17 protein-coding genes are annotated in these 15,486 nt (G+C 38.6%); 13 read left to right on the forward strand and 4 right to left on the reverse strand.

Annotated elements, in window-relative coordinates; all coding sequences use genetic code 11:
- The first annotated feature begins 3 nt into the window (after window positions 1–3).
- Complete coding sequence (locus tag DHD80_RS18830; RefSeq protein WP_251743018.1) at window positions 4–234, forward strand: hypothetical protein; 231 nt, start codon at window positions 4–6, stop codon at window positions 232–234.
- On the forward strand, window positions 235–804 hold the full coding sequence (locus tag DHD80_RS18835; protein ID WP_251743019.1) for a phosphatase PAP2 family protein: 570 nt from the start codon (window positions 235–237) through the stop codon (window positions 802–804).
- Here DHD80_RS18835 and meaB read toward each other — a convergent pair.
- Window positions 801–1,877 (reverse strand): methylmalonyl Co-A mutase-associated GTPase MeaB, encoded by a 1,077-nt coding sequence (gene meaB / locus DHD80_RS18840; protein ID WP_251743020.1) that lies wholly within the window; start codon window positions 1,875–1,877, stop codon window positions 801–803. The two genes, DHD80_RS18835 and meaB, sit on opposite strands and share 4 nt — an antisense overlap.
- Before the next feature lie 103 nt (window positions 1,878–1,980).
- Here meaB and DHD80_RS18845 point away from each other — a divergent pair, with 103 nt between their 5' ends.
- Window positions 1,981–2,412 carry an Ohr family peroxiredoxin gene (locus tag DHD80_RS18845; protein WP_251743021.1) on the forward strand — a complete coding sequence of 144 codons (432 nt, stop codon included), beginning with the start codon at window positions 1,981–1,983 and terminating at the stop codon, window positions 2,410–2,412.
- A 257-nt stretch (window positions 2,413–2,669) separates the two neighbouring features.
- Here DHD80_RS18845 and DHD80_RS18850 read toward each other — a convergent pair whose 3' ends face one another.
- On the reverse strand, window positions 2,670–3,245 hold the full coding sequence (locus tag DHD80_RS18850; RefSeq protein WP_251743022.1) for a DUF2911 domain-containing protein: 576 nt from the start codon (window positions 3,243–3,245) through the stop codon (window positions 2,670–2,672).
- A gap of 149 nt (window positions 3,246–3,394) precedes the next feature.
- Between DHD80_RS18850 and DHD80_RS18855 the strand changes: the two genes are divergently transcribed.
- From DHD80_RS18855 to DHD80_RS18875, 5 genes are all read left to right on the forward strand, one after another.
- Window positions 3,395–3,940, forward strand: a complete 546-nt coding sequence (locus tag DHD80_RS18855) for a sigma-70 family RNA polymerase sigma factor (protein ID WP_251743023.1) — start codon at window positions 3,395–3,397, stop codon at window positions 3,938–3,940.
- Window positions 3,924–4,538, forward strand: coding sequence for a hypothetical protein (locus tag DHD80_RS18860; protein WP_251743024.1), 615 nt, complete (start codon window positions 3,924–3,926; stop codon window positions 4,536–4,538). Before DHD80_RS18855 ends, DHD80_RS18860 begins: the two co-directional genes overlap by 17 nt.
- Complete coding sequence (locus DHD80_RS18865; protein ID WP_251743025.1) at window positions 4,519–5,901, forward strand: DUF4097 domain-containing protein; 1,383 nt, start codon at window positions 4,519–4,521, stop codon at window positions 5,899–5,901. Before DHD80_RS18860 ends, DHD80_RS18865 begins: the two co-directional genes overlap by 20 nt.
- A gap of 38 nt (window positions 5,902–5,939) precedes the next feature.
- Window positions 5,940–6,617, forward strand: a complete 678-nt coding sequence (locus tag DHD80_RS18870; RefSeq protein WP_251743026.1) for a peptidoglycan DD-metalloendopeptidase family protein — start codon at window positions 5,940–5,942, stop codon at window positions 6,615–6,617.
- A 148-nt stretch (window positions 6,618–6,765) separates the two neighbouring features.
- Entirely contained in the window at window positions 6,766–7,509 is a 744-nt protein-coding gene (locus DHD80_RS18875; RefSeq protein WP_347709986.1) for a class I SAM-dependent methyltransferase, read from the forward strand.
- Here the strand turns inward: DHD80_RS18875 and DHD80_RS18880 are convergent.
- The gene (locus tag DHD80_RS18880; protein WP_251743028.1) at window positions 7,481–8,767 is read right to left on the reverse strand and encodes a hypothetical protein; all 1,287 of its coding nucleotides are present in this window, start codon (window positions 8,765–8,767) and stop codon (window positions 7,481–7,483) included. The genes DHD80_RS18875 and DHD80_RS18880 overlap by 29 nt on opposite strands.
- A gap of 90 nt (window positions 8,768–8,857) precedes the next feature.
- Between DHD80_RS18880 and DHD80_RS18885 the strand changes: the two genes are divergently transcribed.
- The 5 genes from DHD80_RS18885 (at window position 8,858) to DHD80_RS18905 (ending at window position 15,086) form a co-directional block, all read left to right on the forward strand.
- The gene (locus tag DHD80_RS18885; RefSeq protein WP_251743029.1) at window positions 8,858–9,556 is read left to right on the forward strand and encodes an ABC transporter ATP-binding protein; all 699 of its coding nucleotides are present in this window, start codon (window positions 8,858–8,860) and stop codon (window positions 9,554–9,556) included.
- A 356-nt stretch (window positions 9,557–9,912) separates the two neighbouring features.
- A complete protein-coding gene (locus DHD80_RS18890; protein ID WP_251743030.1) occupies window positions 9,913–10,485 on the forward strand; it encodes a cob(I)yrinic acid a,c-diamide adenosyltransferase in 573 nt (190 codons plus the stop codon).
- A gap of 152 nt (window positions 10,486–10,637) precedes the next feature.
- Window positions 10,638–10,859 (forward strand): DUF2795 domain-containing protein, encoded by a 222-nt coding sequence (locus tag DHD80_RS18895; protein WP_013070580.1) that lies wholly within the window; start codon window positions 10,638–10,640, stop codon window positions 10,857–10,859.
- A 90-nt stretch (window positions 10,860–10,949) separates the two neighbouring features.
- Entirely contained in the window at window positions 10,950–14,309 is a 3,360-nt protein-coding gene (gene secA / locus DHD80_RS18900; protein WP_251743031.1) for a preprotein translocase subunit SecA, read from the forward strand.
- Between the two features lie 300 nt (window positions 14,310–14,609).
- Window positions 14,610–15,086 (forward strand): DUF4199 domain-containing protein, encoded by a 477-nt coding sequence (locus DHD80_RS18905; RefSeq protein WP_251743032.1) that lies wholly within the window; start codon window positions 14,610–14,612, stop codon window positions 15,084–15,086.
- A 194-nt stretch (window positions 15,087–15,280) separates the two neighbouring features.
- Here the strand turns inward: DHD80_RS18905 and DHD80_RS18910 are convergent.
- Window positions 15,281–15,486, reverse strand: a 206-nt coding sequence (locus DHD80_RS18910) for a hypothetical protein (RefSeq protein ID WP_251743033.1), incomplete at its 5' end; no start/stop codon positions are given.

Consider the following 15,486-nt stretch of genomic DNA (forward strand, 5'->3'; position numbering starts at 1 on the left):
GATATGGAACTCCCAAAATTTATATTAGGCGATAATACCGATTTTCCCGATTCAATCTTTGTGGTGCATACGGAATATCCCCGTTTTATCATCAATCTTGAAAATGATGAGGTAGAATGGCTGGAAGATTTCGATAAAAGTGATGAAGATGAGCTTTCCAGTGAAGCTGAAAACCTGATCACCGAAGCCAATGAATTCTACGACCGCGAGGTGAGCCGTTACGAAAAAGATTAGATGGAAAAACTGGCAGAATTAGATAAAGAGTTGTTCCTTTTTCTGAATAATCTGGGTTCTGAAAAATGGGATTGGCTCTGGATCGCTATAAGCGATAAATGGATGGCCATTCCGCTTTATGCTATTCTTTTATTTCTCGTTTTTAAAAATTTCGGCTGGAAATCTACTTTGCTGGTCATGGTGGTGGTAAGCTTATTAATTACGGCTACAGATCAACTTGCCAATGTCTTTAAACATTATTTTGAAAGGCCCAGGCCATGCCGCCAGGAAGGCGTTATGGAATTTGCCAGATATGTCGCCGAAAGATGTGGCCGTTTTGGCTATTTTTCTGCGCATGCTGCTAATTCTACAGGTGTAGCGGTATTTTTAAGTTTACTTCTTAAACCGGTCTATAAAAAATTATGGATTTTTCTGATGATCTGGGCTTTGGTTGTTTCTTATAGCCGAATCTATCTGGGCGTGCATTATCCTGGCGACGTGCTTACCGGAATTTTAATAGGAGCTATTTTCGGATCCTTATTTTATATGTTAGCGCAGTGGTTGCTGAAAATGTTTAAACTTCAGCATTAATCCAGTTCCAGTAAATATTTTGCGGCAGCGTATGCCGTGGTTTTATTTTCTTCGATCAGCTTTAATTGTTTCTCTAAAGCAGGTTTTATTTTCTTATTCTGATAAAATCTTGATTTTAAATGATCATTGATGGTTTGATAAAGCCAGAATTTATTTTGCTCAATCCGCTTTTTCTCAAAATGGCCGTTTTCCTTCGTTTGTGTTTCAAATTCAGAAATTAATTCCCATATTTCAGCAATACCTATGTCATACAAAGCACTGCAAAGGCTTACTTTTGGCTTCCAGTTATTTTCTTTGATGGGATATAAATGAAGCGCGCGCTTAAATTCCAGTTTCGCATGTTGTGCCGCTTTCATATTGTCGCCATCGGCTTTATTAATAACAATCGCATCAGCCATTTCAATAATGCCCCTTTTAATTCCCTGTAGTTCATCGCCGGCGCCAGCAAGTTTGAGTAGCAGGAAGAAATCGGTCATGCTATGCACCGTTGTTTCGCTCTGTCCCACTCCCACGGTTTCAATTAAGATCACCTCAAAACCGGCCGCTTCACATAATAAAATACTTTCCCGGGTTTTTTTAGCAACGCCCCCAAGTGAATCTCCGCTGGGTGAAGGCCTTATAAAGGCATTTTTATCTTTTACCAGATCTTCCATGCGGGTTTTGTCCCCCAGGATACTTCCCCGAGTAAGACTGCTACTGGGATCTACGGCAAGAACGGCTACTTTTCTCCCCATCTTGGTAAGATATGTTCCAAAACTTTCTATGAAGGTGCTTTTGCCCACACCCGGTACGCCGGTAATTCCAATGCGAATAGATTTTTTTGTATACGGTAAAGCTCCTTCAATTATTTTCTGAGAAATCTGCTGATGTTTGATCTGGTTACTTTCGATCATGGTGATCGCTTTTCCTAAAGCTGTTTTATTACCTTTCAGAAGATCTTTTAGAAGTTCTTCTACGGATAAATTTTGCTTTCGGAAATTTTTAATTTTTTCCGCAGAAGTGGCGCTGAAATTTTTAGAATCAGGACTGCTATTTGATTCATGCAAGGCAGATTTTTCAGTGTTTTCAGACAATGGACGGAATATTATTTAGCACAAATTTATGAAATGCAACTTTATGCATCCTTAACTTGTTGGTATATTGAATCCAACTTAACTAATAAAATTATTTTTAGCAATGAAAAACTTATATAAAACAAGTGTTACGACAACCGGAGGAAGAACCACCGGTCACACCACAAGTGAGGATGGCGTTCTCGATTTAAAACAAACAATGCCTAAAAGTATGGGCGGCGAAGGAGGTGATTACACAAATCCTGAGCAATTATTTGGTGCGGCATATTCCGCTTGTTTTGGACATGCATTGGTGCAGGTAGCGGAAAAACATAAAATTGACCTGGGCGAATACAGCGTGACCGCAACGGTAAAATTGGGAAAGACAGATGAGGACGATCTACAGTTGGGAGTGATCCTGGATGCATACATGCCAAAAGTAACCGATATTAAGACAGGGGAAAAACTGGTAAATGAAGCCCATGAAGTTTGTCCTTATTCCCGGGCAACAAGAGATAACATCACCGTAACATTAAATATTCTTTTAGACGAATAGAATATTAAAAAATGTTGACAAACCGCAGAATTTTGATCTAATAATTCCCCGACGGCTTTGCCTCGGGGTTTCCGCTTCACTTCTCCCTTGGGAGAGGTCAGGACTGCATTTTCGCAGTTCTGGGTGAGGGGAAAATATAATCCCGAAAGCTTTCGGGACGGTTCTTGGTCCAGAAGCCAATATGAAATCGGTAAAATATCCTTGCGGCTTAGCTTTGGGATAGTCGATTTCAAGAAATTTTTTATTCTTGCGGTTTTTTATTTTTCTGAAGGTGCCACCATAACCTGTGCTTTATTGGTAATGGGCACTACGATACTGGTGCGATCCCACGCAATGACCATATGTACAAATTCCCCGGTATCACCAAATGAAATAGTAAACTGCTCCAGGGGTTCTGAAAGTGGTATCACCGGTAATTCTAAAACCAATGCATCATACTGGGCATCGCGGTAAGCCTGTTTATCCAGATTGATTCCCCAGGGATACATGTGGTCGTTAAAAATAAGTTTCCAGCTCTCTGCATTCGGAATGGTCCATAGGGTATATTTTCCTTTCTTCAGAAGGCTTCCGTCTACAAAAATATCTTCATTGGTTTCAAATGTTGTCGCTTCATTGGCACCGGTTCTCCAAACGGTATCATAGGGTACAAGACCTCCGAATATTTCCCTATCCTTTTTATAAGGTCGGTTATAAACAACTTCTATTTTAAAATCACCTTTGGTAAAAATTGCGGTATCCAGGGGACTGTGCGCTTTGGTATTATATCTCATGACCAAAAGAATGATCACACCTAAACCAAGTATGCCCACGAAGATTTTGAGAAAGATTTTCAAAATAGAAATAGATTAAGTTCAATAAAACTACATTGTAAAAAGCTAAAAACAAGAAATTTGTCCAAAATTTAAAATTTTTATAAGATTTTGCAACGCGGCGGTTTTTAGATCGTCTTTAAAGTGAACTAACCCATCAAACCAAAGTTACATTGACACAACATAGGCTTATAGAGGCTTGTAGAGATAATGATCGTAGGGCACAGTTGCAACTATATAATAAATATTGTGACGGGATGTATTATGTGGCGCTGAGGTTTATGAAAGACACCATGGAAGCCGAAGATGCCATGCAGGAAGCATTCATTAAAGCCTTTAAAAAACTTCACCAGTTTAACGGGGAAGTGACATTTGGGGCGTGGCTTAAAAAAATTGTGGTCAATAAATGCATTGATAAGCTGAAGGCCAAAAAACTGGAATTAGTAGCTATCAACGAGCAAATTTTGGGAACTGCTGATGAGGAGGAAAACTGGCAAATTGAAGATGGGATCACCATTGAGGAGGTGAAAAATGAAATTAATGCTTTACCTGAAAAATATAAATATCCTCTGATGCTTTATCTGGTAGAAGGTTATGATCATGAAGAGATAAGCGAAATTTTGAATATTACGCAGGTTGCTTCAAGAACATTGGTGCACAGAGGAAAGAAAAAATTGCAAAATGAACTTAAAATACTAAGAAATGGGACAGGACATTAGAGAGATGTTCCGCAATCAGGAACCGGATACAAGAGATCAGCTTAGGGCAGGTCATACTAAAAGATTCGAACAGAAATTAAAAAGGGATTTACCTAAAACCTCTACTTCAGGAAATAGGTTTTTCTTCCTCAAAATCGCAGCGATACTAATTGTTGCTTTGGGAGTAGGCTTCTTTTTCCTGAACAATCAGGCTGAAGTTGCCCCACCGGAAATTCAGGTAACCGAAACCCCGGTAGAAGCCAATAATTTCAAGGAGGAGACTGTTGCTGCTACCAATTACAGGCTTAGTAATGTTTCTCCTGAATTTAAAAAAGTAGAGGATTACTATCTGGCAAGTCTTAATATTCAGTTAGCCGGCTTGGAGTTAACGCCAAAAAATAAGGAACTGGTAGATGTTTTTATGTTGAAACTGGAAACCCTGGATAAAGAATATATCGCCCTAAATGCGGAAATAGAACAAAATGGATTAAACGATGAAACATTGACGGCCATGATTTCTAACCTTCAGATTCGTTTGGATTTACTCAAAAAGTTGAAATCAAAATTAAATGAACTTAAACAATCAAATAACAACAGTCATGAAAACTATCAGGCTTAATTACGCGATCTTAATGCTGCTTTTCATCAGTGCAGCAGGATTCGCGCAAACTAAAAAATTCAACAAAACTTATTCTACCAATGCTGAAGTGAACGTCGAAATCGATTCCAAGCATACGAATGTTATTATCGAAAACTGGGATAAAGATGAAGTTTCAGTAGAAGCCTATCTCGAAGGCGATACCGGCAATAAAGAACAAACGAAAGAATTGCTGGATAGCTGGAACCTGGAAACGATCTCTTCTAAAAACAAGATCATTGTAAAATCTGGTGCCGGCGATATGAATCTTAACTTTAATATGGATCTAAGCGGACTTCAGGAACCTTTGGCGCATTTGCCTGCAATAATGGAGCCTTTGATGAATAACCTGGTGGGGCCACTTTTACAAAGTTTCGCTGAAAATCCACTTCCGCCGGAATTTGCTGAAAATATGGACGCATTTGAATTTGATTATCAGGCTTATAAAAAAGACGGGGACAAATACATGGAGAAATGGGAAAAGAACATCGAAAAGAAATTCGGAAAAAATTTCGAAGTGAAGATGGAGAAATGGGCGGAAAACGTTGAGAAGAATTCTGAAAAATTCGAAAAGGAATACGAAGCGAAAATGGAAGTTTGGAGCAAGGATTTCGAAAAGGATATGGAAGCCTGGGGAGAAGAATTTGGTAAAAAAATGGAAGTCTGGGGTGAAAACTTTGGAAAACAAATGGAAGCTCAATTCGAATCTGGAGAAAATTTTGAATATCTTGGAGATAATAGCAAAGTGAGAAGGGTGATCAGGATCAAAGCGCCCAAGAATGCAAAATTAAAACTGAACGTTCGCCACGGCGAAGTGAAACTGGGCAGTGCCATGAAAAACCTAAAAGCCGACTTATCCCATAGTCGGTTTTCTGCCAATAGAATTTACGGAGAAGATACCAATATCAAAGTTGCCTATTCCCCGGTAAAGATTGCAAACTGGGAATATGGGATCCTTTCGACAGATTTTGTGGAGAATTGTAATATAGACAAAGTGGTGAGTATAAAGTTGAATTCAAATTCAAGCGATATCACTATTAATGAACTTCAGAAAACCGGTGTTTTAACCGGTTCTTTTGGAGAGCTTACGATCAAAAACCTGGGGACTTCTTTCAGTAACTTAAATATTACACTCGAGAATAGCGACCTTAAACTGGATATTCCGGAAACCGCTTTCAATTTCACCTATAACGGTACCCAGAGCAACATCAAATATCCAACAGCTATGAAACTGAAAGCCTCAAAATCTTATGATAACGAGACTTTGAACGGGTATTATAAAGCAAATTCAGGCACGGGAAATATAACAATCAAAGCTAATTTTAGCGATGTGTTGGTAAATTAATTTACGACTCTTACATTTGGCAAATAAGCCGAATGCATATGCAATCATTTTCTGAATTTATTATATCCCTTACCCCGGGATTTACCCCCATAATCGGGAACAATTTTACCCATCAGGATTATACCCCAGTAGATCTTTCCGAAAAAAATCCTGAACTGCTCAAACTGGAAGCCGCTTCATCTGAAGCTTTTTCTGTTTTTATAAATGAGTATCTCAAGAATAAGAATAGTCGCGTCGCATTTGGTGGTTATAATGAACTACGCACCCTGTACAATCGCAGCGAACTCTTTAACAACCCCGAAAATAATCGTAATATCCATATTGGCCTGGACATCTGGGCACCTGCGGGCACAGAAATTCTTGCACCCTTAGACGGAGCAGTTTATGGAGTCAAAGACAATTCCAATTTTGGCGATTATGGACCTACAATCATTCTAAAGCACCATTTAAAAAACAGGACTTTCTACTCACTTTATGGGCATCTAAGCCGAAAGTCAATTGAAAATCTTGAGATTGGGAAAGCAATAAAGCAAAATGACAAAATTGCTGAATTAGGTGATTTTTATGAAAATGGCGATTACGCGCCACATTTACATTTTCAGATCATGGAAAGACTGGAACAAAAATGTGACGATTATCCGGGAGTGGTGAAAAAGCAGGATCTGGACCATTATCTTTCCAATTGTCCCGATCCTAATTTACTGCTGAAGATATAACGGAATGTCATTTCAAAGAAGTCCCGATAGCTCTCAGGACGACTGAGAAATTATTTTAAACATAAGATTTCTCCCTTCGGCTGAAGATGACAAAAAATTAAAATATATTCAATAATTGCTTTTCGAAATAAAATCATATCTAAAGTTTTTGCGCAATTCACAAAACCAGCATGGAGTGCACTCTCCTTTTGTGTATGATTTAGTAACTAATTGTTTCTATGATAAAACAAACTATCCCGAATATGATCTTATTCGGAAATATAGGAATGAACTTTTAAGCGATAAAAGTGAAATCACTATTAAGGATTTTGGGGCGGGAAGTAAAGTCTTCAGTTCGAACAAAAGACCAATTTTTTCCATTGCAAAAAATTCCGGGATCACTTATTATCGGGCAAAACTGCTATACAGGCTTGTCAATTTTCTGAATATCGAAAACGCACTTGAATTAGGCACCTCTCTGGGTATCGCTTCCGCAGCAATATCTGTAAACCAAAAAACGAAACTGGTTACTTTGGAAGGTTGCCCCAATATCGCAACTATCGCCGCGAAGCAATTCGAGAAATTTGCTCTTCAGAATATTGATTTGAGAGTAGATACTTTTGCCAATACTATTCCGGAAATTTTGGAAAATCATTTAAATTTTGACCTGATCTATTTTGACGGAAATCATCAAAAACAGGCTACCCTGGATTACTTTGAACAATTATTGCCCTTGGCGCATAATAATTCTGTTTTTATTTTTGATGATATTCATTGGTCTGCTGAAATGGAAGAAGCCTGGGAAATCATCAAATCCCATCCTAAAATTAGCGTAAGTATTGATACATATCAATGGGGGTTGGTTTTCTTCAGAAAAGAACAGCTCAAGCAGCATTTTTCGATACGGGTATAAGTTGATGCTTTTTAGCCATTTCATAGGCCGCTGCACATATTAATAAAAGTTCCAATCCAATTTGTGGCATTCTAAACCTAAAACCGGAGTAAATAGCTATGGCTATTAAAGCCGTAGAACATACAATTGAAAATGCAAAAGAACGCATCAATGCATTTCTACTAAAGGCAATAATATAAATTATTGCGAGCAAACTCAATATTTGGAATAATATCCGTCCAATTTCCAGTATTCCCGGTCTCGGGGTTTCAGGAAAAGGATTAAATGCACTCCTAAGTTTTACCAGGATTATGGGTACGATCATTTGCTGATTGGTTTTAATGAAATGCATCGTAGCATCTTTATATAGATTCATTTGATCTACCTCTGTTTTTATTTCACGTTCAGCAAAATTAAAATCCTGGAGCACTAAAGTTTCATCTGCCAAATCGCCCCTCGTGTTGGTGTGTTTTTGGGGCACATCCTTATTCCATCCCTTGGCAAACGCCGCTCCCGAAGATGTTGTTAGTATAGGCTGTTTAATATCCAATACTATAGCATTTCTTACCAGCCAAACGGAAATTACTGCCATACCAATGAATATGGAATAAATTGAAGACCGATAAGCATTTTGTTTCAGAGTAAAAACCCACAAAATAAATGGAAAGAAAATATAATAGGGATGCGTGAGTACTAATATCCCTCCACATATAGCTTGGGGCCAAAGCAGACTTCTCCCCAAATAATACCTAATAAAAAAGTATAGAAATAACACGAAGAAAAATAATGTCACTGGTTCTGATAGAAAAGTCCTGGTATATAATTGGGCTGCAGGATGGACGGCCATTAAAAAAGTACCCACTAACTTTATCCAAAATGGGAATTCTAATAGGTTTAATATTTTATAGAATACGAATATTGTACTTAGATAAAAAACACATTTTAATAGTACTAATAAACCAAGACTGTAACCCAAAGTTTTAAACATGATTCCAATGATAATGGGCCACACAGGTGGGCGCCACGTGGCATACGAAAGGAACTCATAATCTGTAGAAGCAACATTATGCTCTTTATATTGCTGAATGAGATCTTGGCCATTCAAATCAAGATGTCCAAACTTACCGGTTTTTGCAATACTTGTTCCTAAATGCACAAAATCTGCAGCATCATTATATGACTCAAATTTTAATTGGTTACCTACATAAAAATTGTAACCTATTATAAAAACCGAAAATAATACACAGAAGAATATGCTAAGTTTTTTAAATTTTGACATTCATAATAATTTAAGAACTACTAATTACGAGTAAATACTTTGTAACAAAAAATCTAACTTCACGTCTTACAAAGTGTAAAATCAGTCTTTATGAGCAAAGTTATTGAGATTCGCAATATTACCCGAGATTTTCCATTGGGACAGGAAATTGTAAAAGTTCTCAAAGGCATCGATCTGGATATAGACCGGGGAGAATATGTAGCCTTCATGGGACCTTCGGGATCTGGAAAATCTACACTGATGAATCTGTTAGGTTGCCTGGACACTCCTACTTCGGGTTCTTATATCCTAAACGGTAAAGATGCCAGTAAAATGAGCGATGATGAACTGGCTGAAATTCGGAATAAAGAAATCGGCTTTGTATTTCAAACTTTTAACCTGCTTCCAAGAACTACGGCATTGGAAAATGTGGCCTTGCCCATGATCTATGCCGGCGCTTCAAAAACCCAGCGTACCGAAAGGGCGGAAGAAGTCCTGCGAAGTGTTGGTTTAGGTGATCGTATGGACCACCAGCCCAACCAGCTTTCTGGCGGACAGCGACAAAGGGTGGCCGTGGGTCGCGCCCTCGTGAATAAGCCATCTATCATTTTAGCCGATGAGCCTACCGGAAACCTTGACTCAAAAACTTCCGTGGAGATCATGAACCTTTTTGATGATATACATGCCGCGGGAAATACCGTGATCCTGGTCACCCATGAAGAAGAAATTGCAGAACATGCCCATCGCATTATCAGGCTGAAGGATGGAATGGTTGAAAGTGATGAACGGAAAACAGTTCTCAGTTCGTAGTTATCAGTACAAACAAAAATTTAGTTTGTATTTTTAAAAGGCATTTTGAAACCTGATAACAATTCCGATCTTCGATCTTCGAACTTTGCACCCTGAACTAAAAACTATGAACTCCGAACTATTTAATTTCGACCGGGAAACGTGGATCTATTTTATTCTCATTGCTTTGTTCCTCATTTTCTTCATCTGGAATTCCAGAAGGGCTAAAAAAATAAACCGCGAGCGAAAAAGTAAAAATTTCAGAAGAAGATATTTAGAGCGGAAAAAGGAAAACTTGCCTGATTAGCTATAAATATTACGTCCGGTCACTTAAACCCTTCTTCATAATTTGTAACTTGTGAGCCTAAATCTGGCTTATGAAAATATATACCAAAACCGGAGATAAGGGTAAAACTTCCCTTTTCGGCGGGACCAGAGTGCCCAAACATCATATTAGAATTGAAAGTTATGGTACTGTTGATGAACTTAATTCGCACATTGGTTTATTAAAGGACCAACCCATAGATAATAAAACGAAAGAATTTCTTATAAAAATACAGGATAGACTTTTTACTATTGGAGCCATTCTCGCAACCGATCCCCAAAAAGCCCAGCTAAAAAATGGAAAAGACCGCCTGAATATTCCAAAAATTTCCAGCATGGATATTCAGGATTTAGAAAAAGCCATGGATGAGATGAATGAAATCTTACCCGAGATGACTCATTTTATATTGCCCGGCGGAAATCAAAGCGTGTCATTTTGTCACATAGCACGCTGTGTTTGTCGTAGAGCTGAGCGAATTTCAACGGCCTTATATGACATTGAAGCCTTTGATGACGAGGTTTTGATGTATCTCAACCGCTTATCAGATTATCTCTTTGTGCTGGCACGAAAGTTGTCCAAAGATTTAGCAGCTGAAGAAATAGAATGGATCCCAAAAAAATCCTGATCTCTCCAACCAGAACGAAAATTCATTGCGGATTCCGCATCAATTATTAGCTTTCGTTATGTTCTTAACAATATTGAGTAAATAATAGATTTTTTTCTTGGCTATTAAGGCAAAAAAATTATTTTTGCCAAAATTTAAAAACCGATTAGTCAATGTATTGGACTTTAGAATTAGCATCCTATTTAAGTGATGCCCCTTGGCCAGCCACGAAGGATGAATTAATAGATTATGCAATTAGAACCGGTGCTCCTTTGGAAGTAGTGGAAAATTTGCAGGCGATTGAAGATGAAGGAGATTCATATGATTCAATCGAAGAAATCTGGCCAGATTATCCAACAGATGATGATTACCTCTGGAACGAGGATGAATATTAATAACATCGCACAATAATTAAGGAAAAGTCTCAGTAATGGGGCTTTTTTTTTGTGTAAATTTGAACCCCCTTATTAAACAAAAAAACCAATATGAGTTTTTTAGATTCCGTATTAAAAGTATTCGTTGGCGATAAATCCAAAAAGGATGTAAAAGAAATACAGCCTATCGTGGAAAAGATAAAGGCTTTAGAATCCACTATAGAAAAGCTAAGCCTGGATGAGCTGCGCGAAAAGACTTCAGAATTTAAATTAAAAATTTCTGAAGCGACCAAAGAAGTAAAAGATAAAATCGAAGCACTTAATAAAGAGGCAGACGAAATTGACGATATCACCCGAAAGGAGGATATTTATGCTGAAATCGATGCACTCAAAGATAAGATCTACGAATTATCTGAAGCAGTACTAAATGAAATTTTACCTGAAGCCTTTGCGGTAGTAAAAGAAACGGCTAAACGCTTTTTTCATAACGAGCAGCTTAAGGTTACCGCCTCTGCCTACGACAGGGAAATGTCTGCAGAGAAAGATTATGTAAACCTTGATGGAGATTATGCCATCTGGAACAATTCCTGGGATGCGGCGGGTAAGCCCATCACCTGGGATATGATTCATTACGATGTTCAGCTAATTGGTGGGGTGGCCATGCACCAGGGAAAAATTGCCGAGATGCAAACCGGTGAAGGTAAAACCCTTGTAGCAACCCTTCCCATGTACCTTAATGCCCTTACGGGAAATGGCGTGCATTTGGTTACCGTGAATGATTACCTGGCCAAAAGGGATAGCGCCTGGATGGCACCCCTTTTCCAGTTTCATGGATTGAGTGTAGATTGTATCGATTATCACCGTCCTAATTCCGCAGAAAGAAGAAAAGCTTATAATGCTGATATCACTTACGGGACCAATAACGAATTTGGTTTCGATTATCTGCGGGATAATATGTCACATGCACCTGATGATCTTGTGCAACGCCCGCATAATTATGCGATCGTTGATGAGGTTGATTCCGTATTGGTGGATGATGCACGTACACCTTTAATTATTTCCGGACCTGTTCCTAAAGGAGATGATCACGAATTTTTAGAATTAAAACCGGCGGTTGAAAATATTGTTGATATTCAACGTAAATATTTAGTTAAGGTACTGGCCGATGCTAAAAAACTCATCAAAGAGGGAAATTCTAAAGAAGGTGGTTTTCAATTATTACGGGTATATCGCGGACTCCCAAAAAATAAAGCGCTTATTAAATTCCTTAGTGAGGATGGTGTGAAGCAATTGCTTCAGAAAACTGAAAATCACTATATGCAGGATAATAACCGCGAAATGCCTAAGGTGGATGAGGAGTTGTATTTCACTATTGATGAAAAGACAAACCAGATAGACCTTACCGATAAAGGGATTGAGTTACTTTCCGGGAAAGACAATCCAGACTTTTTTGTAATGCCTGAAATTGGGATGGAAATCGTCAAGATTGAAGACGAAGGCCTTTCCAAAGAAGAAGAAGCTGAGAAGAAAGAAGAACTCTTCCGTGATTACAGCGTTAAAAGTGAAAGGATTCACACAATGCGCCAGTTATTAAAATCTTATACCCTCTTCGAAAAAGACACGGAATATGTGGTGATCGAAAATAAGGTGAAGATTGTTGATGAGCAAACCGGCCGTATCATGGAAGGTAGGCGCTATAGCGATGGCTTACACCAGGCGATAGAAGCGAAGGAAAACGTGAATATTGAAGATGCCACGCAAACTTTTGCCACGGTTACCCTTCAGAATTACTTTAGAATGTACCGTAAACTTTCGGGTATGACGGGTACTGCGGTAACTGAAGCTGGCGAACTTTGGGAAATCTACAAATTGGATGTAGTTGAAATTCCAACGAATCGCCCCATTGCCAGAAATGACAAAGAAGATTTAGTATATAAAACGAAGCGCGAAAAGTACAATGCGGTAATCGATCACGTTTCCGATCTTTCCAATGCCGGAAGACCGGTTCTTATTGGTACCACTTCCGTAGAAATTTCAGAATTATTAAGCAGAATGCTGAAATTAAGGAATGTTCCCCATAATGTACTGAACGCGAAATTGCATAAAAAAGAAGCCGATATTGTTGCAGAAGCGGGTAAATCTGGTATTGTAACCATTGCCACTAACATGGCGGGTCGTGGTACCGATATTAAGCTGAGTAAAGAAGTTAAAGAAGCAGGCGGTCTTGCCATTGTAGGTACAGAGCGTCATGATTCCCGTAGGGTGGACCGCCAGTTAAGAGGTCGTGCAGGCCGCCAGGGGGATCCGGGGAGCTCTCAGTTCTATGTTTCGCTGGAAGACAACCTGATGCGTTTATTTGGTTCTGAACGAATCGCCAAATTAATGGATAGAATGGGTCTGGAAGAAGGCGAAGTGATTCAGCATTCCATGATCTCCAAGTCTATTGAACGGGCTCAGAAAAAAGTGGAGGAAAATAACTTTGGGGTACGTAAACGTCTTCTGGAATATGATGATGTGATGAACGCGCAAAGAGAAGTGATCTATAAGCGTAGATATCACGCCCTATTTGGAGACAGATTGCGTGTGGATCTTGCGAATATGATCTTTGATATTTCTGAATTGATCGTGGAGACAAATCAGGCTGCAGATGATTTTAAAAATTTCGAATTTGAACTAATCAGAAACTTTTCCATGAGTTCTCCTGTTTCTGAAGCCGACTTCAGAAGTATGAATTCACAGAAATTAGCCGGAGAAATCTATAAAGCAGCTTACAAACATTATGACGCGAAAATGGGCCATAATGCGGAACGTGCTTTCCCGGTAATCAAACAGGTTTACGAAGACGATAATAACAATTTTGAGCGGATTGCCGTACCATTTAGCGATGGAACAAAAACCCTTCAGGTAGTTACCAATCTTGAAAAAGCTTATGCAACTGAAGGGAAGCAGCTGGTAAAGGATTTTGAGAAAAATATCACCCTCGCCATTATTGATGATGCCTGGAAAACGCATTTGAGAAAAATGGATGAATTAAAGCAAAGCGTTCAGCTGGCTGTCCACGAACAAAAAGATCCATTACTAATCTACAAATTTGAGGCTTTCGAATTGTTTAAAGCGATGCTGGACAATGTGAACCGCGATGTAATCTCATTCCTTTTTAAAGGCGAGATTCCACAAACTGGCGCGCCAAGTATTCACGAGGCGAGACAAACCAGGAAGCGCGAGAACGTAGAAACCAAGAAAGAGGAAATCCCCAATATGGACGAAAGGGCTGCCCAAAGCAGGGCTGCGGGACAAACCCAGCAACGACGCCCTCAGGTAACCGAAACTATTGTTAGGGATCGCCCCAAAATTGGCCGTAATGATAAAGTGACCCTGAAAAATGTGCTAAGTGGTGAGAATAAAAGTATGAAGTTCAAGCAGGCTATTCCGCTACTTGATAAAGGCGATTGGGTCCTTGTCGATGAATAGATGTTAGATAAAATTAAAAATCCCGGAAGTAATTTTCGGGATTTTTTTTCATAAAATCTTTAATTTTTTTGCTGATTTTCTGCAAGTATCATAAACCGATGAAAGCCGTGATTCTGTCCCGAGTTATCGGGATATTTCAGAATCTTATAACACATTTTATTACCCCACTAAATTGAGATCCTAAAATTGAAGATTCGACAGAGTCACATAAATTTAGGGTGACGAAATAACTAGTAGGACGAAAAAAGGATATCCATAATTTTTTCTATTTTTAAAACCTAACCAAAACCCAACCATTAAATGAAAAATTATTCCATTGAAATCAAATGGGGCGTTATTTTTACTGTGGTCACCCTGCTTTGGATGCTGCTTGAAAAAGCCTTGGGCTGGCATGATGAATTGATTGCAGAACAGGCCATTTATACCAATTTATTTGGCCTCGTTGCCATTGCTCTATACGTTTTCGCCCTTTTAGATAAACGTAAAAACTTTTTTCACGGTGAGATGAGCTGGACACAGGGATTCATTTCCGGAGTGATTCTGAGTATTATTGTAGCCATCCTCTCTCCAATCGCTCAATATATTTCTCTTGAAATAATTTCTCCAGAGTATTTTAATAATATTATTGATTATAGCGTTGAGGAGGGTCGTATGTCCCGTGAAAATGCCGAGGATTATTTTAATCTTACTTCTTATATTATTCAATCCTTCTTCTTCGCGATCGCCGTGGGTATTATTACTTCCGCAATCGTTGCATTGATCCTGAGAAAAAAGTAATTATCATTTTACCTGCCAGTCATTTCGACCGTAGGGAGAAAGATGGAAGTTGAAAGTTGGAAGTTGAAAGTTGGAATGTATATCAATTTGAAAATGTAATAATTTGAAAATTTAAAAAATACCTTTAATGAAAATCTGAAATCCGGAACCTGGTTTCACTGTCACTGCGAAGGAGCATAGCGACTGAAGCAGTCTCATGATTGAAGGGAGGAAGAGATTGCTTCGCTTCGCTCGCAATGACGTACTGGATTCAAGGTTCGAAATTCCAAATTCAAAGTTTTAAGTTGAAAAGTATTCAAAAATCTTTGTAGGGTATTTTTTAAATTTTTATTTTCTGATAACTGATAACTGATAACTGATAACTGATAACTGATAACTGATAACTGATAACTGATAACTG

This window comes from Gramella sp. AN32 (assembly GCF_023718305.1).
Classification (GTDB): Bacteria; Bacteroidota; Bacteroidia; order Flavobacteriales; family Flavobacteriaceae; genus Christiangramia; species Christiangramia antarctica.